Genomic DNA, 23,570 nt, shown 5'->3' with positions numbered 1-23,570 from the left:
CATGACATCTATGCCGGCAGCTAAGAACCTGTTCAAAGTCTCTACGCAGCCGCGTTGGAGTGCAATCGGGATGAGTTCGAAGGGATGGAACGCAGCTTGCACCGGGGTGCAAGCAAGGGCCAGCGCGCAGAAATCGCCCGATTTCACTCCAACCCGTAGGGACTGTGGCTTTGCGAGCGGTCTGCGTCGTTGCAAATCCTCGCAATAGCTGGGCTATTGCTGCGGTATTGCGCGGCTGGGCGCCCCCCTCGCATCCCATCTCGCAAAGACACTGTCGCGGCGCGAGGAGACTTTGAACAGGTTCTCAGGCCCACTGTAAGCCGAGGCCTTGATTTGAAGGTGGATGGCGCTGTCAGCACTGTCAGACAGCGCCGAATCGCGCACAGCCTTTGGCCTGCTCGGGAGAGCGCCAGCGACCCCACCCCCCCCTCCGTGGCAGGTTTTTTTGTGTGAACGGCAGCCGCTGGATCGCCTTACAGAAAACAGCACTTAACCGCAATTTCTCCTCTGAAAACCTGCGGCCGAGGACGGGGAAATACGGCCAGAAATCGCGGGTTTGGCCGGGAGCTGTGCCGCCGCCGATAGGGCAGCCGCCGACCGGCGTTGCTGTAACAGACCATAGGCCAGAACTAGCTGTGCTTATAAGTGAGTTCAATAAATTAATTTACCGTTTACCAAAGATTCGCAGTACCTTCGCCCTTGTGAGTAGTTGTGTCTGTATGAGTAATCAGCGGCACCGGTCCTCGGCCGTCGTTTGGTAGGGTCTGCGTCGACCACACCACATCTGGCGTTCTGGCATGGTGCAGAAGGAGACGCTATGAACCCGCTTGGTGCACAGAGATCCCTACGCCGTCTGCTGTACGGAGGGCTCGCGAGCATGGCCCTGGTCTGCAGCTCCGCCGCCCTTGCGGCATCCTCAGGCGCCGGGCGGGCCTATGGCCTGCAGGTCACGGCCGATGTGCTCGGGGCCGGGCTGGGAATCCCATTTGCGGATACCGGATCAAAGACTGCACCACCGGATTTCAATACGCCCATGTCGGTTGCCAGTGTCGGGGTGACGGCCGGGGTCAATCTTCTGAGCGTGGGGACGGGCGTCATCAACGCCTCCACCCAAAGCAATCTGGCGCAAAACAGTGTGGTGTCGGACACCTCCGTGGACGGCTTGAACCTGTCGCTGGCGATGCTGTCCCTGGGTGCCAATACCATCAGCTCGCAAGCGCGCATGGCCTGTGTCAACGGCGTGCCTGTGGGCTCGGGTGATGCCCAGATTCTGGGCGGAACGGGTGCGCTCAGCGGCGTCAGTGCTGCGGTCAACGGCCTGGTCAACCTGACCGTTGGTGTGCCGGGCTTGGGCACCGAAGTCGGCGTCAAGCTCTACACCAATGAACAAAGCCAAAGCGGCACTACCATGAGCGTGACGGCGCTGCGCATCGAGTTGGTGGCCAAAGCACTGACCCTTCCCTTGCTCAGTGCGTCCGTCGTCGTGGGCAACTCCACCGCGTCGATGCCCGACTGCAAGCCCACCGTCACGCTCAATCCCCTGCCGGCGATCACCGCCAGCAACCAGTCGTCCCTGCCCATCAGCGGCAGCTGCAGTGCCGGCAGCGGCAATGTGGCCATCAGCTCCAACCCTGCAGGGGTGAGCCAGTCGCTGCCTTGTTCCGCAGGCGGCAGCTATGCCGGTGCAGTCAACGCACAAGGCTTGCCCGATGGCACGGTGACGATCACAGCCACGCAGACGGCCTCCGGGCAAAGCAGCTCGGCGAGCCAGTCGACCAGCAAGAACACGGGCTCGGTGCCGCAGCTGCCGGTGGTGGCTGTCGTTGCGGCGCCCCAGATCACGGCAGCGAACCAGGCCTCCTACACTGTGTCGGGCACCTGCTCGGCCAACGGTGAAGCGGTGGCTGTCATGGTGGGCTCCGTGTCCGTATCGGCGCTGTGCGGCGGTGGTGTCTGGTCGGCCTCGGGCATCAACGTAAGCGGCCTGCCCGATGGCGCGGTGACCGTGACGGCTTCGCAAACCGTGGCTGGCCAGACCGGATCGGGCAGCCTGGTGACCGGCAAGGATGCGACCGCCCCTGCGGTGGCGATTACCTCGGCGCCGGTGATCAATGCGGCCAACCAGTCGTCATACGGCGTGGCGGGCAGCTGCTCTGAAAACGGGGTGGCGGTCACGGTGCGCGTGGGGACGGTGGCCGCTGTGCCGCAGCCTGTCTGCAGCAGCGGAATCTGGTCCACCTCGGGCATGGATGTCAGCGGCCTGCCGGCCGGCGCAGTCACGGTGACGGCGATGCAGACCGATGCCGCGGGCAACACCGGCAATGCCAGCCGCACAACCAGCAAGGACAGCAGCGCAGCCGCCGTCACGGTGGTGGTGGCGCCGCGTATCAATAGCGGCAACCAGGCCAGCTATGGCGGCGTCTCTGGCGCCTGCAGCGCCGCTGGTGGCGCGGTGACGGTGGCCATTGGCAGCATCAGCAACACGGCGGCCTGCACGGGTGGCAACTGGACCTTGAGCGCTGTCGATGTGCGCAGCCTGCCCGAGGGCACGGTGGTGGTGAAGGCCTCGCAGACGGTGGCCGGCACGGTCATCTCCGGCACGCTCAACACCGTCAAGGACACGACGGCGCCTGCAGTCTCGATCAGCACCGCGCCGACCATCGATACCTCGAACCAGAATGCCTACAGCCCAGCGGGCACCTGCACCAGCGGCGACGGCGCGGTCACGGTGAGCGTGGGATCCATCAAGGTGACAGTGGCCTGCGTCAACGGCAGCTGGACGGCGCCTGGCATGCAGGTGGGCGCTCTGCCCAAGGGGCCGGTCACGGTGACGGCGTCGCAGACCGATGAGGCTGGCAATACCGGCAGCAGCAGCCGCGAGGTGACCAAGACCTCGGACCCCAATGGCGAGCTGCCTGCCGGTCTGATTGCGGCCCAGAGCGGCACCTGGATCATCAAGGACGAACTCAATGGGGAGCCGGGTCGCGGCATGGGCATCGACATCCAGGACGGCGTGCTGTTCATGCAGGTCTACAACTACCGTGCCACGGGTGCGCCCACCTTCCACACGGCGCTGGGCAGCTTGCACGACAACACGGTGACCGCGCCGCTCTACTACTACGAAGGCGGGCGCTTCTTTGGCAGCGAGCAGCGCGACGGCCATGAGGCGGGCAGCCCTGGCAATGTGGTGATCACTTTCACCAGCCGCAGCACCGGCACGATCCAGTTCCCAGGTGAGCCCACCAAGGTGATGCAGCGCTTTGACTACGAGGGCACACCAGCTGGCGTCTTCTCCGACCCGGCCTTTGTCGACCGCTGGGCCATGGTCGAGCTCAACAGCAGCAACCAGCCGGTGCGCAGCTGGTGGGCCGATATCGGCACGGGCGAGCAGGTGCCCATGAGCGGCGAATGGGCGGCAGCAGCCATGGCCTGGCCCTATCCCGCCAACGCGGCGACGACCGTTCATGGTTTTGGCGGCACCTTGTCCGGCCATGTGGTGGCGCAGTGCAGCTACAGCGGCGCTGGCCTGGTGTTCAACTGCGCGGGCAACCGCACAGGCGGCGCAGGCAGTGGTGCCGTGGTGTCGCTGACGCTGCAGCGTGGCGTGGACCAGATCAGCGGCTCGCTGCAAGAGGGCGGTGGTGATGCCCGGCGCCTGGTCGGTTTCCGCGTCGCTCGCGCGGCCTACACCGCCCAGAACAACCAGAATGTGCGCACCAGCTACTATGCACCGGGCTATGCTCCTGAATCGGGCACCTGGGTGGTCAGCAGCGAGCTGCGCGGCCTGCCTGGCCGAGGTCTGTCGATCGAGCTGCAAAAGCCTGTGACCAGCGAGGACCATATGCTGTTCATGTCGGTCTATGACTATGAGAGCGATGGCCAGGGCAGCTTCCACAGCCTGCTGGGCGCGCATGATGCTTCCACCACGCCAGCGCCCAATACGCCCGATCTGTCCACGGTGCAGTACCAAGGGGGGCGCTACTTTGGTGGCCCGGCTGCGATTGCCAGCTTCAAGGCCGATGCAGGTCTGACCCGGTCGATCCACTTCACGGCGCCATCGGTGGGAACGCTGGCCTTCCCCGGCGAGCAGCCGGTGCAGATCGAGCGCTTCTACTATGGCGTCAACAAGGCCTCGGCCCAGTCGCTGCGTGGATCCTGGGTGCTGCTGTCGCAAACGGATGCGATGCCCAGCCGCAACTTCCGCTTCCAGACGCGCGACGCCAACTCGGTGATCGATGCGGACTCGGGCTATGTCTGTGTTGCCCAAGTGCTGCGCCAGTTCAACTTCCACTGCACCGGCCCCTCGGGCTCCCCGGCCTTCCGCTTTGTGGCCGGCTTCTATGGCGCCAGCACCGGCATTGTGGGCGATGCCGAGGATGCGCCAGCCATCACCGTGGTGCGGGTGACCGATCCAAACGGCGAGATGGTGCAGGCGGGCGACTGAGGAGGGGAACCGCTGGTCTGGCCGGACCTCAACCGGCTGGACCTCACCCGGCCGGACCTCACCCGGCTGGACCTCACCCGGCTGGACCTCACCCGGCTGGACCTGACCCGGTGGTAACTCAGCGGCGGCCGCTGACCCCGCAGGGCCAGGCCCGGGCCGGACCTGTTAAAATGCCCCGGCGCCATGCACTACAGAGCAACGGTTTCGCAGAAAAAGCCTGCAAACCGTTGTTTTTTATTGCCTGCGCCACAGACGCGGGCCGGGCATCGCTCATGCATGCTGGCAGCGACGAAGACCGTTTCGCATCCCGGGCTTGTGCCCGCTGGGGTGCGGGGCGTGAGCCAGCAGGCCTCCTGCTGGCTTTTTCTTCGTCTGTGGTCGACAAACCGGGCACAATGTCCGATATTGTGGATATTGCGCCGCTCGGGTGGGTGGCGCATGGAGAGTCGCCAACCTGGCCCCGCATTGGTGGCTGTGCTGGCGCCTTGTGCAGAGCGATGCGGCGTGCCGTGTCATCAGGCGTGGGGTTGGCGAGCGCAAGCGGGCGGCCCCCATTTAGGAAGGTACAGAACATGCCCAGTTACAACCCACCCTTTGAGATCCATGTCCACGGACAAGTGCTGCTGCGTGCCGATGTCGGCTTTGACCAGCTGCAAGAGGCCTTGAAACCGCTGTGGGCCTATGCGGGCGCCAAGTCGCTGGTCGATGGATCCGAAAGTGCCTACGACGAAGAGCCGGGTATCTTGTTCGAGCCCAAGGACCATGTGCTGCAGATGTGCTGGACGGTGCGCGGCGATGATGATTTTCGCCAGTCGCTGGACGACATGTGCATGAACCTCAACGAGCTGGCCGACCAGGGCGCGGCGATCGAGGTCACCTTCTACGACGCCGAGTTCGACGACGAAGAGCAGGACCGCAGCGCCGAGTCGCGCGACGACTTCATGATGCTGTTTGTGGGCCCGACGCCGGCGGCCATCATGCAGGTGCAGCGCGACATGCTGGTGCAGGATGTGGTGAGCACGATGGAGCGCCACTTCGATGCCGGCGAGCTCGTTGGTGTGGTCGGCGAGATCGACAAGCTGTTCAGCCAGCGTTTTGATGCGCTGGTCGATTCGCTCGAGATCGGCAAGCCGCCACGCGGCACTGGTGGCCCAGGAGGCCCCGGCGGCCATGGGGGTGGCGGACGCCGCCCGCGCCACCTGCACTGAAAATAGCGCTGCGTCCACTGGGCGCGGCATATCTTTGGAATCCCAAGGCAGCCGCTGTGCTGCCTTTGCTGTTTGCTTGAACCATGTCCAGCCCTGTCTTGCTTCCCTATCTGCAGTCCTACCCCGCCAGCTTGCAGCAGCAGGCGGGCAATCTGCTGCAATCGGGCAAGCTGGGCCAGTGGCTGCTGCAGCGGCACCCGCAGCCGCACCAGATGCGCTCGGACAAGGCCTTGCATGCCTATGTGATGGGACTCAAGGGCGAGCACATGCGCAACAGCGCGGGCCTGGCCAAGGTGGTGTATGACAGCAAGCTGCAGCTGGTCTACCAGGCGCTGGGCATCCATGTGCGCAGCGGCAAAAACCATGGCGGCAAGACGCAGTCGCGCCATGAGATCCGCATTGGCAGCCTCTTCAAGCATGCGCCCGAGGCCTTTTTGCGCATGATCGCCGTGCATGAGCTCGCGCACCTGCGCGAGTCCGACCACAACAAGGCCTTCTACCAGCTGTGCGAGTACATGGAGCCGGCCTACCACCAGCTGGAGCTGGAGGTGCGCCTCTACCTGACCTGGCTCGACCAGGGCGGCCACCGGCTGTGGCAGTTGGGGGCGGATGCGGCGGACAGCGCCGGCTGATCAGTCCGCAGCCTGGCAAAGCTGGGGCGGCAGCCCCAGCCACTGCGCAGCGGCGTATTGCAGCGCCGCCAGCTCGCCGGTCGTCGTCAGGCGGCAGGCCTCTTCAGCGCTGGGCGCCTGCGCGGGCTTGCGCAGCATGCCGGTGGCATGCAGCAGGCTGTAGGTGCGGCGGGCCACGGGCGTGGCGGTGTCGATCAGCTGCACCTGGTCGCCCACCAGCGCGCGCAGGGTATCGGCGGCAAAAATATAGTGCGTGCAGCCCAGCACCAGGGTGTCGATCTGGCCGGGCTGCGCGCCAAAGTCGCCCATCGCGGCCAGGTAGGTCTGGCACAGGCCCTGGATATGCGCGGCATCGGCGGCTGCATCGCGCCCGGGCCGGGTGCTGTCTTCAATCGCGCGCGCCAGTCCATTGCAGGCCTGCACCACAAAGCGGGTTTGCGTGGTATGCGCTGCCTGCAAGGTGGCAAAGCGGCTGCTGCTGACGGTGCCCTGGGTGGCGATCACGCCCACCACATGGGTCTGGCTGTGCTGGGCGGCGGGTTTGAGCGCGGGCTCCACACCGATGATGGGCAGGCCCGGGTGCTGCTCACGCAGGCCTTCAATCGCCGCTGCGGTGGCCGTGTTGCAGGCAATCACCAGCGCCTTGATGTCGTGGCGCTCGCGCATCTGCTGGGTGATGTGGGCGCAGCGCTGCTGCACAAAGGCGTCGCCACGCTCGCCATAGGGGGCGTTGCCGCTGTCGGCCACATAGATGAACTGCTCATCGGGCAGCACATCGCGCAGCGCGCGCAGCACACTCAGGCCGCCGATACCGCTGTCAAAAACACCAATGGGGGAGAGAGGGTGGGGCATGGAAGCGTGCAGGGTCAAAGCTGAGAAAAAGGCGCGTGCGCCGTGATTGTAGGCAGGCTGCGGCTTTTATGCATCGACCGCAGCGAGCAGCATCAGGCAGGTGCAGACAATGCTGATGAGCCAGACCCCGAGCACGACGCCCAGCACATGGGGCCAGCGCGCCAGGCCAGGCCAGCAGCGCCGCAGCAGGCAGTGCAGCGGCGTGATCAGCAAGGCCTGCAAAAAGCTCGCCGAGATAAGAATGGGCCAGAGGCTGTCGCCATGGATGGCCTGGAGCAGCGCGCCATCGCCCGCCCAGACAAAGAGCTGTTCGGCCGGCGCATAGCTGGCAAAGCCGGGCAGGCCCAGCAGTACAAAGGACAGCACGAGGCCGCCCAGACTCCAGAGCAGGGGGGTGCGCTGGGCCTGGGTCCATCGCCAAAGTCGCTGCAGAACTTGCATGGCGCCATTGTGCCTTTGAACGGCGGGCGCAACCCGCGCGGCGCCGTCGCCCCCGCGTCGCCTGGCTGCTGCGATGCCCCAGGTTTTTGGCACAGATTTCCCCTTATGCTCAGCACAGCCTTGGGCGGCAGTGTATAAATTTGCCCTGTCAATCTGGGCTTTGCCCGGCATTGTTGCCAGCAGCGACCGCTGCTGCCCAACCAACAACTAGGAAAACGCAGCCATGGGCGCGCAATGGAAAGCAAAGGGCAAGGCGCTGGTCGCTGATGCCAAGGGAAAACTCTTTGGCAAACTGGTCAAGGAAATCACGGTCGCAGCGCGTTTGGGCGGGGGTGACCCAGCCAGCAATTCGCGCCTGCGCATGGCTGTGGAAGCGGCCCGCAAGGCATCGATGCCCAAGGACACCTTGGAGCGCGCGATCAAGAAGGGCTCGGGCGCTGGCGCCGATGCCGTCAACTACTCGACCGTGCTGTTCGAAGGCTATGCGCCGCACCGCGTGCCGGTGATGGTCGAGTGCCTGACCGACAACCCCAACCGCACGGCACCCAATATGCGCGTGTGCTTCCGCAAGGGCCAGCTGACGGCCGTGGCCTGGGATTTTGACCATGTGGGCATGGTCGAAGGCGAGCCAGAAAACGGCGCCGATGTGGAGCTGGCCGCGATCGAAGCGGGCGCGCAGGATTTCGAGCCGGCGGAAGAAGAGGGCGTGACCCTGTTCATCACCGAGCCGACGGACCTGGACACCGTCAGCAAGGCCTTGCCCGAGCAGGGCATCAAGGTGCTGTCGGCCAAGCTGGGCTACAAGGCCAAGACCCCCATCAGCATGGCCAGCCTGCCTGCCGAAGCGCAGGAAGAGGTGCAAGCCTTCTTGGCCGGTCTGGAAAACGACGACGATGTGCAGAACATCTATGTGGGCCTGGTGGACTGATCCCAGTCCCTGCCCACCCGCTTGAGAACGGCCGCGCAGGCCGTTTTTTCATGGGCGCTTGTGAGGCTCTCGTCAGCAGTTTGCGCTTCTTTATCATCTGCCCATTGACAGGGCGGGCCAGATATGCAGAAATTCGCATGCGCTGGTCGTCGGCGCAGTTTAGATAAGAGCCCATACCATGAAAAAACTCATCGTCCTTGCCAGCATCGCGCTGGCATCCCAGTTTGCGCTGGCAGCCGACAAGACCCCCACGGCCCAGCAGCAGCTGATGGGTACCTGCAACACCGAGGCCAAGACCAAGGAGCTCAAGGGCGATCAGCGCAAGGCGTTCATGTCCAGCTGCCTGTCCGACGGCCGCAAGCGCCAGCAAGAACGCATGAAGACCTGCAACGTCGATGCGACCGGCAAGAAGGGCGACGAGCGCAAGGCCTTCATGAGCGAGTGCCTGAAGAAGTAAAGACTTCTCTCGATCCGGCGCTAAGGCGCTGGGTCTGCCGAACCGGCAAGAAAAAACGCCAAGCATGCACACATGCTTGGCGTTTTGCGTGGTGGGCCCGAACGCCGCACAGATCGCTACAGAAACCGTTTAGAAGCGGTGGCGGATGCCGACGCCAAAACTGGTGCCATTGCCGAAGTCCTTGACCTTGTCGTACATCACGATGGCGTAGCCGTCGGTGCGCTTGGAGAAGTCGTAGTTGTAGCCGACGGAGACGGTGTCACGCTTGGCATTGCTGTCCTGCAGCTTGCTGTGGGCCCAGCCAGCAAGGATGCGGCTGGTGGCGCCCAGCGGCACGGTCGCGCCCAGGCTGGCAGTCTTGATCTTGAAGTCGGTGTCCTTGCCGGTCGTCTGGCCGTAGGTCGCATAGGCCTTCACAAAACCGGCGTCATAGCTGCTGCCCAGCATCCAGTTGCGGTGGTTCTCGGCCAGCACGGCGGGCACGGGGTTGCTCATGTCCACGTCTTCATAGAAGCCGGTGATGGCAAAAGGACCGTTGGCGTAGGTGGCGTTCAGGCCGATGTTGTTCTTGCCGCCTTGGCCGGCCTGCTCACCAAACTGGTAGTGCAGGTTGCCGCTGAAGCCGCCGACCTTGGGCGTGCTGTAGATCACCTGGTTGCTCCAGCCGGTGTCGGAGGGGTTGCTGCTCTGCCAGCCGCTCTTGTTGAACAGCGACACGTTTTGGTGCAGCACCAGCGGCGAGAAGGTGAAGGAATCACCAAAGGGGTTCATCGAGATCGATGGCACGAAGTTGGGCGCCACGGTGCGGCCCAGGGTCACGGCACCAAAATCGCCGGACAGCGAGACCAGCGCATCGCGCGACCAGAAGACGTCGCCGGTGAAGCGGCCGGGCGTGCCGGTGTCGGCACGCATGAAGCTGGTCAGCAGAAAGCTGGCCTTGAGGCCGCCGCCCAGGTCTTCGGTGCCCTTGAAGCCGAACCAGGAGGTGGTCATGCCACCGCTGCCCAGCGTGGAGGTGCGGCCATCATCGCCGGGAGCTTTCATCGAACCGATATACATATCGACCAGACCGGTGGCAGTCACCGACGATTGGGCCTGCGCTGCGGAGGCGCAGGCGGCCATCACGGCCAGGGCGAGCAGTTTGTTGTTCATGGCATTCCTTTGTTACAAGCGTGTGAATTTGTGATAGCGGTGAATTGTGAAGTCAGTGCCGACCGCTCTGAGCAATATGTGTGCCAAAAGCTAAAAAAACCGCTGGTAAAGACCCGAGGTGTGGCGTGGACGCCGCATATTGGGGGTATACGGTTTTTGCAAGGAGTTAAGGCAGGTTCTTGGCCGCTGATGCTTGATGAGGCCGCTGGTTTGGGGCTGAAGCGGCCGCTGCTGGGGCTGCCGATCGCTGGCAAGGATTGATGTAGCTCAATGTGCGCAGGCGGCAATCGGGGCAAAGTGCGGCCCATGCCTGACTTACTCTGCCTGGATGAATTTGCCCCGAACAGCGCCGGCGCCGGTGCCTTGCTGCGCCAGCGCCACCAGCCCTTGCTGGATGTGCTGTACCTGGAGCGGGGCTCGGTCGCCTTTGGGGTGCAGGAAGAGGGGCGCATGCGCCACCTGCTCGGGGTGATGGAGGGGCCCTGCTGGCTCGATGCCGCGCCGGCGCTGGCCGACCAGCCCTGTGCGGTGGACATGGTGGCGCGCACCTCCGTGCAATGGCGCGCGGTGCCGGTGGCGCAGCTGCGCGGCTACCTGCTGCAATGGCCCGCGGAGGCCCAGGGCCTGGTGGCCAGCATGGCCCAGGGCTACTGCCAGCAGGCGGCGCTCGCGGTCAGCCGGGTGGCGCAGGACGCTGTGGCGCGCTGCGCCGAGTGGCTGCTGCAGCATGCCGAGCCCGGCGACCAGGGCCTGCGGGTGCAACTGGCGCAATCCAAGCGCCAGATTGCCGCCCACCTGGGCATTGCGCCCGAGACGCTCTCGCGCGTGCTGCGCCAATTGCGCGACCAGGGCCTGCTCGACGGCCTGGGCAAGAACCTCTGGCTGCCGCAGCCCGAATCGCTGCGCCAGCTGGCCAAGTCCTAGCCGGCCCGATTGGCGCCCCCGCACTGGATCGGCCGGGCCAAACGGTGACGCGGGTTTTCTCGGTCCGGTTTTGTCCTGATACCGGCGCCGGTACATAAGCGCCAAGATGTGGCACCTGAAAGGAGGTGCCCTGTGCCAAAGACGATGACTTGCCCTTGCCGGATCGGCTGGTGCCTCCGGGCCCTGCGGGCCAGGTAGCCCGGCATGGATGACAGGCCGGTGCATTGGCAGCCCGATCCCGCCCCTCCGGTAGACGACCTGCGTGATACGGCCGGGCCCTGGCTGTGGCGGCTGTGGGTGGTGGTGCCCTTGATGGTGCTGATGGGCACGGCGCTGGTACAGTGGCTGGCAATCCATGCCAGCCAGCAGACGGTGATCACCCAGTTGTCGGCCCAGCAGGCCGACGAGACCGAGATGCTCGCCAGACTGATGGGCAGCAAGCTCGAGCAAAGCCAGAAGGTGCTCGGCGCCCTGGCCGAGGCGGCGGCGCCCTGGGTACAGGGCCCCGCGTCCCAGCAGCCCCCGCTCCTGGAGCAGGGCCTGGCGGCCACGCGCTATTTCGACAGCCTGGTGTATGCGCGCGGCGCCGAGGTCTTCCGGCGCCATGTGCGCGATGCCAGCGAAGGCGATGAGGCCGTGGAGCCGGCGGAGCGGGATCTGCTGCGCCGGGTGATGGTCGACGGCAAACCGCTGGTGTCCGAACCCTTCAAAAGCGCGTCTGGCGGGCCCAGCATTGCGCTGGGCATTCCGCTGCGCGACAAGCAGGGCACGGTGCAGGGCGCGATGGCCGGGGTGTTGCGCCTGCAGTCGCAAAGCCTGCTGCCGGTATCGCTGGCCGCCACCCCGCCCGACAGTGGGCAGCTGGTGCTGATGACGGCCGCAGGCGTGCTGATCTCCCACCCCGACCCGGCCCGCATTCTGGGCACGACCGACGATGACTCCTTGCTGGCCCCGGTGCTGCAGCGCTGGCAGGAGCGCGCAGCCCGTGGCGGCGCCCAGACTGCGCAGTCCTGGTGGCTGGCGCCCAACCTCGTCAGCGTCGCGCAGATGCCCGCAGCCCGCTGGCTGGTGGTGCGTGTGATGCCCCATGACCAGAGCCTGCAAAGCTGGGGACGCCAGTGGCGCAGCTGGTGGTGGCTGCTGCTGATGCCGCTGGCCCTGGCGGCACTGACCTGGCTGTGGCTGTGGGGGCACAGCCGGCGCTTCAAGCAGTTGGTGGCGCAGACACCGCTGCCCGTTGCGCCCGCCCCGGTGCTGGCGCTGGCCTCGGGCCCGGTGCAGGCGGCCGACCCAGCCAGCGGCCCGCCGCCCGATGAGATTGACCGCATGGGCATGCACTTGCAGGAGCTGGGGCAGCAACGCGAATCGCTGGCCGAGCAGTTGCGTGAGCAGCAGCAACTGGCCGAGAGTGTGCTCGCGCATGCGCGCTTTTCCTTTTTGCTGCTGCAGCGCGATCAGATTCAACAGGTCTCCCAGGCGCTGGCCCATTTGCTGGGCTACAGCCGCCAGGACTTGCAAGGCCAGCCGGTGCACATGCTGGCCATGGCCGACCAGGATTTTGACCAGGCCTGGGCGCAACTGGCCCCGGACCTGGAGCGCCTGGGCAGCGCCGAGACCAGCGTGGTGCTGCGCCACCAGTCGGGTGCGCCGGTCATGGTCAGCCTGCACCTGGTGAACATTGCGCAGGCGGGGCCGGATCTGCGCTGGTGCTTTGTGCGCGCCGGCCAGGCCCGCGTGGCCGCGCAGTCGCCCAGCCGCATGGACAAGCTCACCTTGCTGCCTAACTACGAGGCCCTGCTGCTGCACCTGACCGCCTTGCTGCAGGCCCGGCGCGAGGGGCTGGACCAGTCCTCACCCAGTGCGCCGGTGCTGTTCTATGTGAATGTCGACAATATGTCGGCCATCAATGCGCTGGCCGGCCATGCGCAGGGCGATCTGGTGCTGCAGCATGTGGCGCGCCAGCTGCAGCTGCTGCAGCCTTTCCAGGGCTATGCGGCGCGGGTGGCGGGCGACAAGTTTGCGCTGGTGCTGCGCCAGTGCAGCCCGGAAAAGGCCCATGAGCTGGCCGCCCAGCTCTGCGACACCTTGCAGAACTGGCAGCCCCAGTTACGCAGCAAGCATTTTGTGGTCACCGTCAGCATCGGTCTGCTGCAGATGGATGCCTCGTTTTCCGATGCGCTGCAGGCGGTGCGCGCCGCCGACATGGCCAGCTACAGCGCCAAGCGCCAGGGCGGCAACCGGGCCTGCTGGCGTGAGGCCAAGGTGGCCTGAAGGCAAGGGGGTGAGGGACATCCGCCACAGCTTGGGGTAACAACCGGGATAGGCGACAGGTCGTGGCTGATAAGCTTGAATGTCCAGATTCAAAATACCCGCATGCGCGACCAAGCCCTGTTTGACAAGATTGACCTGCACCTGATCCGGGTGCTGCACACGGTGCTGACCGAGCGCAGCGTCTCGCGGGCCGCCTTGCGCCTAGGTATGTACCAGCCGGCGGTGTCGGCCGCGCTCAAGCGCCTGCGCGACCTGGTGGGCGACCCTTTGCTGGTGCGCTCGGGCGCGGCGATGATGCCCACCGACAAGGGCCAGCGCATGGTCGAGCCCGCAGCGGCCATCCTGCGCGCTGCCGAAGGCCTGTTCAGCGATGCCCGCGATTTTGACCCGCAGACGGCGACCCGCACCTTCCGCATAGCAGCGAGTGATTACTTCGATCCGCTGTTTTTGCCCGCGCTGGTCGCGCGCATCAAGTCCGAGGCGCCGCTGTGCGTGGTGGAGATCTACCCGCTGTCGTCCGAGACCCATTACCACGCCCAGCTCGCCCAGGGCGATATCGATGTGGTGGTGGGCAACTGGCTGCAGCCCACCGGTGACCTGCACATGACCAGCCTGATGAGCGACGACGTGGTGAGCCTGGTCAGCCGCCGCCACCCGGCGGTGCGGCGGGGCTGGGATGTCGAGGCCTGGCTGCAGGCCGAGCATATTGCGCCCACTGCCACGCACCCGGGCGCGCGCGGCATCATCGATGCCCGGCTCGATGCGTTGGGGGTGGAGCGGCGCATCATGGCGCGCTGCGCCCACTTCAGTGCGATTCCGGCCATGGTGGCATCGAGCTTGCTTGTGCTGACCACGGGGCGCCAGTTCTGTGAGCGCTTTGTCGACACGCATGCGCTGGCCATCCTGGACTGCCCGCTGGCGCTGCCGCCGCTCGATTACTACCTGCTGTGGCACGCCCGAACCCATGCCTCTGATGCGGCCATCTGGCTGCGCAGCTGCCTGAAAAAAACCGCGCTCTCGCTGCGAAGCCCGGCGGGCTATTCGCCGTGAGTGAGCGCATCTTCGCGTTTTATCCCGCGCTCGGGTAACAATTTGAGGGACAATTGCCGCCCATGAAAGAACAGACCCCGACACCGACAACCGATGGCGCGGCCGCGCCCCGGTTACAGCTGATCGGCATCACCAAGCGCTACCCAGCGGTTGTAGCCAATAACAAAGTATCGTTAAAAGTGCGCGCCGGGGAAATCCACGCCGTGCTGGGCGAGAACGGCGCGGGCAAGTCCACGCTGATGAAGATCATCTACGGCTCGGTCAAACCCGATGAGGGCCAGATCCTGGTCGATGGCCAGCCAGTGCAGATCCGCAACCCCCAGGAGGCACGCCAGCTGGGCATCAGCATGGTGTTCCAGCATTTCAGCCTGTTTGACACGCTGACGGTGGCTGAGAACGTCTGGCTGGGCCAGAACAAAAGCATGTCGCTGGCAGAAGTGACCGCTCGCATCACCGAGGTGGCCAGCGAGTATGGCCTGGATATCGATCCCCTGCGGCCGGTGCACAGCCTGTCGGTGGGCGAGATGCAGCGGGTGGAGATCATCCGCGGCCTGCTCACGCGCCCCCGCGTGCTGATCCTCGATGAGCCGACCTCGGTGCTCACGCCCCAGGCGGTGGAAAAGCTGTTTGTCGTGCTGCGCAAGCTGGCCGCCGAGGGCTGCAGCATTCTCTATATCAGCCACAAGCTCCATGAAATCCGCGCGCTGTGCACCGCCTGCACGGTGCTGCGTGGTGGCGAGGTGACCGGTGAGTGCGACCCGCGTGAGCAAAGCAATGCCTCGCTGTCGCGCATGATGATTGGCGCAGAGCCGCCGATGCTCAAGCTACGCCCCAGCCAGGCAGGGGCCACGGTGCTCAGCGTGCAGCAGCTGCGCCTGGCCAAGCAGGACCCGTTTGGTGTGGACCTGGATGGCATTTCGCTGCAGGTGCGGGCCGGCGAGGTGGTGGGGATTGCCGGCGTCTCGGGCAACGGCCAAAAGGAGCTGCTGTATGCGCTCTCGGGCGAAGACATGCGCGCCGAGCCGCAGGCCGTACTGATGGACACGACGCCGATGGGGCGCATGGGCCCGGGCCAACGCCGCGCGCTGGGCCTGCATTTTGTGCCCGAAGAACGCCTGGGCCGGGGCGCCGTGCCCAGCATGAGCCTGGCGCACAACCTGGTGTTGACGCGCAACGAGATGCTGGGCGCCGGCGGCTGGCTGCGCATGGGCCAGCTCGACCAGATGGCGCGCGGCATCATCGCGCGCTTTGGTGTCAAGGCTGGTGGCCCGCAGGCCAGTGCGCAGTCGCTCTCGGGCGGCAACCTGCAAAAGTTCATCGTGGGCCGGGAAATCGATGCCAAGCCCCGCCTGCTGATCGTCTCGCAGCCCACCTGGGGGGTGGATGTGGGCGCGGCAGCACAGATCCGCGGCGAGATCCTGGCGCTACGCGATGCAGGCTGCGCCGTGCTGGTGCTCAGTGAGGAGTTGGAAGAATTGTTTGAAATCAGTGACCGCCTGCATGTGATTGCCAAGGGCCGCCTGTCGCCCTCGGTGGCGCGGGCCGATGCCTCGGTGCAGTTGATCGGCGAATGGATGAGTGGCCTTTGGGAAGGCCGCAATGCCGCCCCGGCTGCCGCTCTCGCCGAGGAGGGCCGCCATGCTTAAACTCGAGCAACGCCCCCAGGCCTCGCGCTTTTGGACTTTTGGCTCGCCGGTGCTGGCCTTGCTGATCACGGTGCTGATCGGTGTGGGCCTGTTTGTGCTGCTGGGCAAGGACCCGGTCAAGGGCCTGCAGGCCTTTTTCTGGGAGCCGATCAAGTCCGGCTACGCGCTGGGCGAGCTGACGATGAAGGCCACGCCGCTGCTGCTGATTGCGCTGGGCCTGGCGGTCTGCTTTCGCTCCAATGTCTGGAACATTGGTGCCGAGGGCCAGTTTGTCATCGGCGCCGTGGCCGCGGGCGGCATGGCCTTGCTGGCCGACAAGAACACCGGCCCCTGGATTGTTCCCGTCATCTTGCTGGCCGGCATGCTCGGCGGCATGGTCTGGGCCGGCATCGTGGCCTGGCTGCGCGACCGCTTCAATGCCAACGAGATTCTGGTCAGCCTGATGCTGGTCTATGTCGCCACCCTTGTGCTGGGCTACCTGGTCTATGGGCCCTGGAAGGATCCGATGGGCTACAACTTCCCGCAGACCAAGAGCTTCGAGAAGATCACGCAAATCCCCAAACTGGTGCAAGGCATGCGCATGAACATCGGCGTGCTGATTGCGCTGGCCGGTGCTGCGCTGCTCTGGGTCTACCTGTTCCGCACCCGCGCCGGGCTGGCCCAGCAGGTGGGGGGCCTGGCGCCCTCAGCGGCCCGCTATGCCGGCTTTTCGTCGCGCAAGGCCTTGTGGACGGCGCTGATGATCTCGGGCGCCACCGCCGGCCTGGCTGGCGCGCTGGAAGTGGCCGGCCCCCTGGGCCAGCTCACGCCCTATGTGCCCGCCGGCTATGGCTTTGCGGCCATCATCGTCGCCTTTGTCGGTCGCCTGCATCCCGTGGGCATGGTTTTCTCCGCGATTCTTATGAGCATGTTCTATATCGGCGGCGAGCTGGCGCAGTCGCGCCTGGGCCTGCCCAAGGCCCTGACCGGCGTCTTCCAGGGTCTGCTGCTGTTCACCTTGCTGGCCTGTGACACCTTGGTGGTCTACCGCCTGCGTTGGGTGGCATCGCGCGCCGCAGTGAAGGGAGGCCTGTGATGGAATCCTATGCACTGCTTTTGGGCGCTACGCTGAGCGCTGGCACCGTGTTGGCGCTGGCAGCTCTGGGCCTGCTGATCAACGAGAAGGCCGGCATCGTCAACCTGGGAGCCGAGGGCATGATGCTGTGCGCCGCGATTGCCGGTTTTGCCACCGTGGTCCACACCGGCAGCACCTGGCTGGGCTTTGGCGCGGGTATGCTGGCGGGCGCCGTGCTGGCCGCCATCTTTGGCGTGCTGGTGATCTGGCTCAACACCAACCAGTACGCCACGGGCCTGGCACTTTCGCTGTTTGGCGCCGGTTTCTCGGCCTTTGTCGGCCTGTCCTATGTGCAGGCCAAGCTGCCCAGCCTGCCCAAGTATGCGATCCCGGGCCTGGCCGATATCCCGCTCTTGGGCCCGGCGCTCTTTACCTTGCACCCGCTGGTGTATGGCGCCATGGCGCTGGTCTTGCTGATGATGTGGTTCCTCTACCGCACGCGCGCAGGCCTTGTGCTGCGCGCCGTTGGTGAATCGCCCACATCCGCCCATGCGCTGGGCTACCCGGTGCGCCGCATCCGCCTGATGGCTGTGGTGTTTGGCGGCGCGATGTGCGGCCTGGCCGGTGCCTATATCTCCACCGTCTACACGCCGCTGTGGGTCGAAGGCATGGTCTCGGGCCGGGGCTGGATTGCGCTGGCGCTGACCACCTTTGCCACCTGGCGCCCCGCGCGGGTGCTGCTGGGCGCCTACCTGTTTGGCGGTGTGACCATGCTGCAGTTCCATCTGCAGGCCAGCGGCGTGCAGCTGGCCAGCCAGCTGCTGTCCATGCTGCCTTACCTGGCCACCATCGTGGTGCTGGTGCTGATCTCGCGCAATCCAACCTGGATTCGCGCCAATATGCCGGCTTCGTTGGGCAAGCCTTTCTATCCCGGGTCATAGGCGCGTGTCAGCACGCGCCCATAACGATAACAGCGGCCCGCTTTTCGTCCGTTCTTTATAAAAACCAAGGATTCATCCATGCAAACCATGCGCAAGCGCTCCGTGATCAAGTTGATCGGCCTGTCGGCCCTGTCGTTGGCGACCCTGGCCGCCTGCGGCAAGAAGGAAGAGCCCGCCGCCCCGGCAGCTCCTGCGCCGGCTGCCGCCGCCCCTGCTGCCGACAAGCTCAAGGTCAGCTTCATGTATGTGAGCCCGATTGGCGACGGCGGCTGGACCTTCCAGCATGAGCTGGCCCGCAAGGCGATTGCACAGAAGTTTGGCGACAAGATCGAGACCTCGATGGTCGAGAGCGTGCCCGAGTCGGCCGATGCCGAACGCGTGCTGCGCGACATGGCAGGCCAGGGCAACAAGCTCATTTTTGCGACCAGCTTTGGCTACCAGGAGTTTGTGCAAAAGGCCGCTGCCGACCTCAAGGATGTGAAGTTCGAGCACGCCACCGGCTACAAGCAGGCCGAGAATGTCGCGGTCTACGACACCAAGACCTTTGAAGGCGCTTACCTCGCCGGTATCGTGGCCGGCTCGATGACCAAGACCAAGACCGTCGGTGTGGTCGCCTCGGTGCCGATTCCGGAAGTGGTGCGCAACATCAACAGCTTTGTGCTGGGCGCGCAGAGCGTGGACCCCAGCATCCAGGCCAAGGTGGTCTGGGTGAACGAATGGTTTGCACCGCCCAAGGAGTCGGAAGCGGCTACCAGCCTGATCAACGGCGGCGTGGACGTGATGTACCAGAACACCAATTCGCCCGCCGTCCTCAAGACCGCCGAAGAGCGCGGCGTCTACGCCTTTGGCAAAGACGGCGACATGAGCGCTTTCGCACCCAAGGCCCACCTGGGCTCGGCCGTGATCGACTGGACGCCTTACTACAGCAAGGTGGTCGAAGACACCTTGGCCGGCAAGTGGCAGTCGGGCAACTTCTGGTGGGGTGTGAAGGAAGGCGCGATGGACCTGGTCAAGATCGCCGACCAGGTGCCCCAGGACGCCAAGGACAAGGTTGAAAAGGCCAAGCAAGGCATGAAGGACGGCAGCTTCGCGGTCTGGACCGGCCCGATCGTGGACAACAAGGGCCAGGAAGTGCTGGCCAGCGGCACGGTGGGCGATGATGCCTTCCTGCGCGGCATCAACTTCTATGTCAAGGGCATCGAAGGCGCCGTGCCCGGCGCCAAGTAAGCCTGGCTGCAGCGCCCGGTAGCCATAGGTGGCGCTAGAGTTAGCGCCAAGCAGGGGCTGACGGGCCTGCTGGCAAACAAACAACAGTGCAGCGCGGCGGCGCCGGCTGCACTTGGAACCTGGCCCGATTTATGCATATATTGGCCGGGCGATGTTCTACCCGCTGCAGGCCGGCATAGTGGCTTGTAGAGCTCGGCATTCCAACAACATTCGAGGACACACAGATGACTGATTTCCATAAGCGTTCGCTGATCAAGGTGGCCGCGCTCTCCGCGCTGGCCGCTGCCGCCGTGGTGGGTTGCAGCAAGAAGGAAGAGGCGCCAGCGCCCGCACCGGCTGCTGCCCCAGCAGCTGCCGCGCCTGCAGCCGATCCGCTGAAGATCGCCTTTGCCTACGTGGGCCCGGTGGGCGACGGCGGCTGGACCTTTGCGCACGACCAGGCGCGCAAGGCGCTGGAGAAGGAATTTGGCGACAAGATCCAGACCAGCTTTGTGGAAAGCGTGCCCGAAGGCGCGGACGCCGAGCGCGTGCTGCGCGACATGGCCACCCAGGGCAACAAGCTGGTGTTTGGCACCACCTTTGGCTATATGGACGTGATCCAGAAGCTGGCGCCCGAATTTGCCGATGTGAAATGGGAACACGCCACCGGCTACAAGGTGGCCGGCAATGTCAGCACCTATGACAGCCGCACCTACGAAGGCGCGTATCTGGCCGGTATCATCGCCGGCTCGATGACCAAATCCAACACGCTGGGTGTGGTGGGCTCGGTGCCGATCCCCGAAGTGATCCGCAACATCAACAGCTTCACGCTGGGCGCACAAAGCGTCAACCCCAAGATCAGCACCAAGGTGGTCTGGGTCAACGAATGGTTCAGCCCTCCGAAGGAAACCGAAGCGGCTACGAGCCTGATCAATGGCGGCGCGGACATTCTGTTCCAGAACACCGACTCGCCGGCCGTGCTCAAGACCGCCGAAGAAAAGGGCAAGCGCGCCTTTGGCTGGGATTCGGACATGACCGCCTACGGCCCCAAGGCCCACCTGGGCTCGGCCATCATCAACTGGGCGCCGTACTACATCGACACCACCCGCAGCGCGCTGGAAGGCAAGTGGACCAGCCGCCAGACCTGGTGGGGCGTGAAGGAAGGCACGATCGACCTGGTGTCCATGGCTGACGATGTGCCGGCCGAAACCAAGGCCAAGGTCGAAGAAGTCAAGAAGGGCCTCAAGGACGGTACCTTCAGCATCTGGAAGGGCCCCATCCTGGGCCAGGACGGCAAGGAAATCCTGGCGGCCGACAAGGTGGCCGACGACGACTTCCTCAAGGGCATCAGCTTCTACATCAAGGGCGTGGAAGGCCAGGTTCCTGGCAAGTGATGCGCGGGCCTTGCGCCCCGCCTAAACGCGAGTAGCACAGGTGTTCTTTACGCCAGTGCTAACATCGCAACCCAAGGCTGCCCCAGGGCAGCCTTGTCATTTATACCAAGAGATTTCCCCCGATGATCGAAGCCCAACAATGGCACCCGGTTGCCTTGTCTGATGTGGTGGTGGATGCCCCGCTGCCGGTGCGTCTGCTGGACCAGGAACTGGTGCTGTGGCGCGATGCGCAAGGCCAGGTGCAGGCCTTTGTCGACCGCTGCCCGCACCGCGGTGCCCGCCTGTCGCTGGGCCGTGTGCAGGATGGCCAGCTGGAGTGCCCCTACCATGGCTGGCAGTTTGCCAGCGGCGGCCAGTGCGTGAAGGTGCCGGCCGTGCCCGCCTTTGTGCCGCCTGCCAAGCACTGTGTCGCGTCCTACGGCGTGCAGGAGGCCCATGGCCTGGTGTGGGTGCAGCTGGCGCCCGATGCCGAGGGCCAGCCCGCCACGCCGCTGCCGGTGTTCGAGGCCGAGGCCGATGAGCGCCTGCGCAAGCTCAACTGCGGCCCCTACGATGTCGACGCCAGCGCGCCCCGCATCATCGAGAATTTTCTCGATATGTCGCACTTCGGCTTTGTGCACGAAGGCTGGCTGGGCAGCCGCGATGCGACCGAGATGTCGCACTACGAGGTCGAGGCCACGGAGCGGGGCGTCAAGGCCACCGGCTGCAAGGCGATCCAGCCTCAGTCGAACCTGCACTCGACCAAGCCGGCCGAAGTGGACTACACCTATGAGGTGACCGCCCCCTATACCGCCTTGCTGACCAAGGTACCCGAGAGCGGATCGAGCAAGCAGGGCTGGCGCGAGGCGATTGGCCTGTTTGTCTGCCCGGTCACGCCCGAGCGCAGCCGCGTCTGGTTCCGCCTGGCCGTTGCCGATTTCGACAGCTCGGACGAGCAGCTGCAGCAGTTTCAGCATACGATCTTTACCCAGGATCAGCCCGTGCTGGAGTCGCAGATGCCCAAGCCGCTGCCGCTCGATGCCAAGGCAGAGCTGAACTCAGCGGCCGACCGCATGTCGGTGGCCTACCGCCGCTACCTCAAGGCCAGTGGCGTCACTTTTGGAGTGTGTTGAGATGTACACCGTCCCCCAGATCGAAGCGGCCCGCCTGCCGGGCCTGCTGCGTGCCATGCCCAAGGCCGAGCTGCATATGCACATCGAAGGCTCGCTCGAGCCCGAGCTGATCTTTGCGCTGGCCCAGCGCAATGGCGTGGCCTTGCCCTATGCCGATGTCGAGAGCCTGCGCGCGGCGTATGCCTTCACCAACCTGCAGAGCTTTCTCGATATCTACTACGCGGGCGCCAGTGTCTTGCTGACCGAGCAGGACTTCTACGACATGGCCATGGCCTACCTGGAGCGCGCCGTGGCCGACAATGTCGTGCACACCGAGATCTTCTTTGACCCGCAGACGCACACCGCCCGTGGCGTGGCGATGGCCAATGTGGTCCATGGCCTGCACAAGGCCTGTGTGGATGCGGAAAAGCGCTGGGGCATCAGCGCGCAGCTGATTTTGAATTTTCTGCGCCACCTGAGCGAAGAAGAAGCGCTGCAGACCCTGGACGAGGCCCTGCCTTACCGCGCCTATTTCAGCGGCGTGGGCCTGGACAGCAGCGAGGTCGGCAACCCGCCGGAGAAGTTTGCCCGTGTTTTTGCGCGCTGCAAGGACCTGGGCCTGCGCCGCGTGGCCCATGCCGGCGAAGAGGGGCCACCGGCCTATATCTGGGGCGCGCTGGATGTGCTGCATGCCGAGCGCGTGGACCATGGCGTGCAAGCGGTGCACGATGCCGCGCTGATGCAGCGGCTCAAGGACGAGCGCATTCCGCTCACGGTCTGCCCGCTGTCCAACCAGAAGCTGCAGGTCTTCCCCGACCTGGCCGACCACAATATGCCGCAGCTGCTGGCGGCCGGCCTGGTGGCCACCGTCAACTCGGACGACCCGGCCTATTTTGGTGGCTATATCAACGAGAACTTTGTGCAGCTGTTTGCCGCCACCGGCATGGGCTCGGACGAGGCCTACCAGCTGGCCGCCAACAGCTTTGAGGCCAGCTTTGTGCCGCCGACGCGCAAGCAGGCCTGGCTGGGACAGCTGCAGATGGCCTTTGCTGAAGCTGCCCGTTAAACCGAAACGCTAAAGCAACAAGGGCGCCGCGAGGCGCCCTTGGTGTTGGCAGGTATGCGGCGACGTTAAGCCACGGCGGCTGCGGGTGCTGACTGCGACAGCATCGCATTGCGCAGCTGCAGCGCATAGCCTTCGAGCACCGCGCCGCCAGGCTCCTTGCGCGGCCAGCTGAAGCTCACGCCATCGTCGGCATGGCGCGGCACCACATGCAGGTGGAAGTGCGCGACGGTCTGGCCGCCTTCTACGCCATTGGCCTGCAGCAGGGTGAGGCCTGCGGGCTCGAAAGCGATCTTGGCGGCCAGCGCCACCTTGCGCGCCGTCTGCATCACGGCCGCCGATTCTTCGTCGGTGATCTCGAAAATATTGGCCGCATGGCGCTTGGTCGCGACCAGCACATGGCCGGGGTTGACCTGGCCCAGATCCATGAAGGCGATCGTCAAGGCATCTTCATACACCTTGGCGGAGGGAATTTCTCCTTGCACGATTCGGCAGAAAATGCAGACACCGGCAGGGGACGGATCAACAAAATGCGGCATGGGCCAAGCCTCCTCCTTGGGCTTTGGCAGCGGCTGCTGCCAGTGCAGCGCCGCTACCAGTGGATTTAACCAACAGGTAAAACAAACACTATAGACCGCAGATATGACCTGCGCATGCATCTCAGCCTGGGGTTTTCCCTGGTTAACCATCGCGCTGCTGTCAGCCTACAGCCCGTGTTGCCACGCGGTCGGCAGCCAGCCCTGCCAACAGCGCAGCTGCAGCGCATAGAAACTATTGCTGCGCTTGTATAACGGCAGTCCTTGGCAGACGCTAAGC

At 64.9% G+C, this 23,570-nt stretch carries 19 protein-coding genes; 15 read left to right on the top strand and 4 right to left on the bottom strand.

Going from position 1 to position 23,570, the window contains the following annotated elements; all coding sequences use genetic code 11:
* Nucleotides 1-817 precede the first annotated feature (817 nt).
* The 3 genes from WH265_RS05865 (at nt 818) to WH265_RS05855 (ending at nt 6,284) form a co-directional block, all read left to right on the top strand.
* Nucleotides 818-4,444 (top strand): choice-of-anchor P family protein, encoded by a 3,627-nt coding sequence (locus tag WH265_RS05865; protein ID WP_339557656.1) that lies wholly within the window; start codon nt 818-820, stop codon nt 4,442-4,444.
* A 572-nt stretch (nt 4,445-5,016) separates the two neighbouring features.
* Nucleotides 5,017-5,652 carry a DUF6806 family protein gene (locus WH265_RS05860; protein ID WP_312987545.1) on the top strand — a complete coding sequence of 212 codons (636 nt, stop codon included), beginning with the start codon at nt 5,017-5,019 and terminating at the stop codon, nt 5,650-5,652.
* A gap of 83 nt (nt 5,653-5,735) precedes the next feature.
* Nucleotides 5,736-6,284, top strand: coding sequence for a M48 family metallopeptidase (locus tag WH265_RS05855; RefSeq protein ID WP_339557655.1), 549 nt, complete (start codon nt 5,736-5,738; stop codon nt 6,282-6,284).
* Here WH265_RS05855 and murI read toward each other — a convergent pair whose 3' ends face one another.
* Entirely contained in the window at nt 6,285-7,136 is an 852-nt protein-coding gene (gene murI, locus WH265_RS05850) for a glutamate racemase (RefSeq protein ID WP_339557654.1), read from the bottom strand.
* Nucleotides 7,137-7,202: 66 nt separating this feature from the next.
* A complete protein-coding gene (locus WH265_RS05845; RefSeq protein ID WP_339518819.1) occupies nt 7,203-7,577 on the bottom strand; it encodes a hypothetical protein in 375 nt (124 codons plus the stop codon).
* A gap of 223 nt (nt 7,578-7,800) precedes the next feature.
* Between WH265_RS05845 and WH265_RS05840 the strand changes: the two genes are divergently transcribed.
* Nucleotides 7,801-8,505 (top strand): YebC/PmpR family DNA-binding transcriptional regulator, encoded by a 705-nt coding sequence (locus WH265_RS05840; protein WP_021027751.1) that lies wholly within the window; start codon nt 7,801-7,803, stop codon nt 8,503-8,505.
* Between the two features lie 178 nt (nt 8,506-8,683).
* Nucleotides 8,684-8,962: a PsiF family protein gene (locus tag WH265_RS05835; protein ID WP_021027750.1), complete on the top strand. Its 279-nt coding sequence runs from the start codon at nt 8,684-8,686 to the stop codon at nt 8,960-8,962.
* A 129-nt stretch (nt 8,963-9,091) separates the two neighbouring features.
* Here WH265_RS05835 and WH265_RS05830 read toward each other — a convergent pair whose 3' ends face one another.
* Nucleotides 9,092-10,114 carry a porin gene (locus WH265_RS05830; RefSeq protein ID WP_339518817.1) on the bottom strand — a complete coding sequence of 341 codons (1,023 nt, stop codon included), beginning with the start codon at nt 10,112-10,114 and terminating at the stop codon, nt 9,092-9,094.
* Between the two features lie 306 nt (nt 10,115-10,420).
* On the opposite strand from WH265_RS05830, the gene WH265_RS05825 reads away from it, so the two are divergent.
* The 10 genes from WH265_RS05825 (at nt 10,421) to WH265_RS05780 (ending at nt 22,757) form a co-directional block, all read left to right on the top strand.
* Nucleotides 10,421-11,038, top strand: a complete 618-nt coding sequence (locus tag WH265_RS05825; RefSeq protein WP_339537683.1) for a Crp/Fnr family transcriptional regulator — start codon at nt 10,421-10,423, stop codon at nt 11,036-11,038.
* Nucleotides 11,039-11,242: 204 nt separating this feature from the next.
* Nucleotides 11,243-13,309: a sensor domain-containing diguanylate cyclase gene (locus tag WH265_RS05820; protein ID WP_339557653.1), complete on the top strand. Its 2,067-nt coding sequence runs from the start codon at nt 11,243-11,245 to the stop codon at nt 13,307-13,309.
* Nucleotides 13,310-13,411: 102 nt separating this feature from the next.
* Nucleotides 13,412-14,359 (top strand): LysR family transcriptional regulator, encoded by a 948-nt coding sequence (locus WH265_RS05815; protein ID WP_339537685.1) that lies wholly within the window; start codon nt 13,412-13,414, stop codon nt 14,357-14,359.
* 62 nt (nt 14,360-14,421) lie between these two features.
* Nucleotides 14,422-16,005: an ABC transporter ATP-binding protein gene (locus WH265_RS05810; protein WP_339557652.1), complete on the top strand. Its 1,584-nt coding sequence runs from the start codon at nt 14,422-14,424 to the stop codon at nt 16,003-16,005.
* Nucleotides 15,998-17,080 carry an ABC transporter permease gene (locus WH265_RS05805; protein WP_021027744.1) on the top strand — a complete coding sequence of 361 codons (1,083 nt, stop codon included), beginning with the start codon at nt 15,998-16,000 and terminating at the stop codon, nt 17,078-17,080. The genes WH265_RS05810 and WH265_RS05805 overlap by 8 nt, the downstream gene beginning before the upstream one ends.
* Entirely contained in the window at nt 17,080-18,000 is a 921-nt protein-coding gene (locus WH265_RS05800) for an ABC transporter permease (protein WP_312988682.1), read from the top strand. Before WH265_RS05805 ends, WH265_RS05800 begins: the two co-directional genes overlap by 1 nt.
* Nucleotides 18,001-18,078: 78 nt before the next feature.
* Nucleotides 18,079-19,227: a BMP family ABC transporter substrate-binding protein gene (locus tag WH265_RS05795; RefSeq protein WP_339557651.1), complete on the top strand. Its 1,149-nt coding sequence runs from the start codon at nt 18,079-18,081 to the stop codon at nt 19,225-19,227.
* A 224-nt stretch (nt 19,228-19,451) separates the two neighbouring features.
* Nucleotides 19,452-20,600, top strand: coding sequence for a BMP family ABC transporter substrate-binding protein (locus WH265_RS05790; protein WP_021027741.1), 1,149 nt, complete (start codon nt 19,452-19,454; stop codon nt 20,598-20,600).
* A gap of 122 nt (nt 20,601-20,722) precedes the next feature.
* Complete coding sequence (locus WH265_RS05785; protein WP_021027740.1) at nt 20,723-21,712, top strand: aromatic ring-hydroxylating dioxygenase subunit alpha; 990 nt, start codon at nt 20,723-20,725, stop codon at nt 21,710-21,712.
* 1 nt (nt 21,713) lies between these two features.
* The gene (locus WH265_RS05780; protein WP_021027739.1) at nt 21,714-22,757 is read left to right on the top strand and encodes an adenosine deaminase; all 1,044 of its coding nucleotides are present in this window, start codon (nt 21,714-21,716) and stop codon (nt 22,755-22,757) included.
* A gap of 65 nt (nt 22,758-22,822) precedes the next feature.
* Here WH265_RS05780 and WH265_RS05775 read toward each other — a convergent pair whose 3' ends face one another.
* Complete coding sequence (locus tag WH265_RS05775; protein WP_339557650.1) at nt 22,823-23,293, bottom strand: HIT family protein; 471 nt, start codon at nt 23,291-23,293, stop codon at nt 22,823-22,825.
* Nucleotides 23,294-23,570: the final 277 nt, after the last annotated feature.

The sequence above is a fragment of the Comamonas sp. MYb396 genome (assembly GCF_037479555.1).
In the GTDB taxonomy this organism is placed as follows: Bacteria; Pseudomonadota; Gammaproteobacteria; order Burkholderiales; family Burkholderiaceae_C; genus Comamonas.
This window is presented reverse-complemented; position numbering and strand designations above follow the sequence as displayed.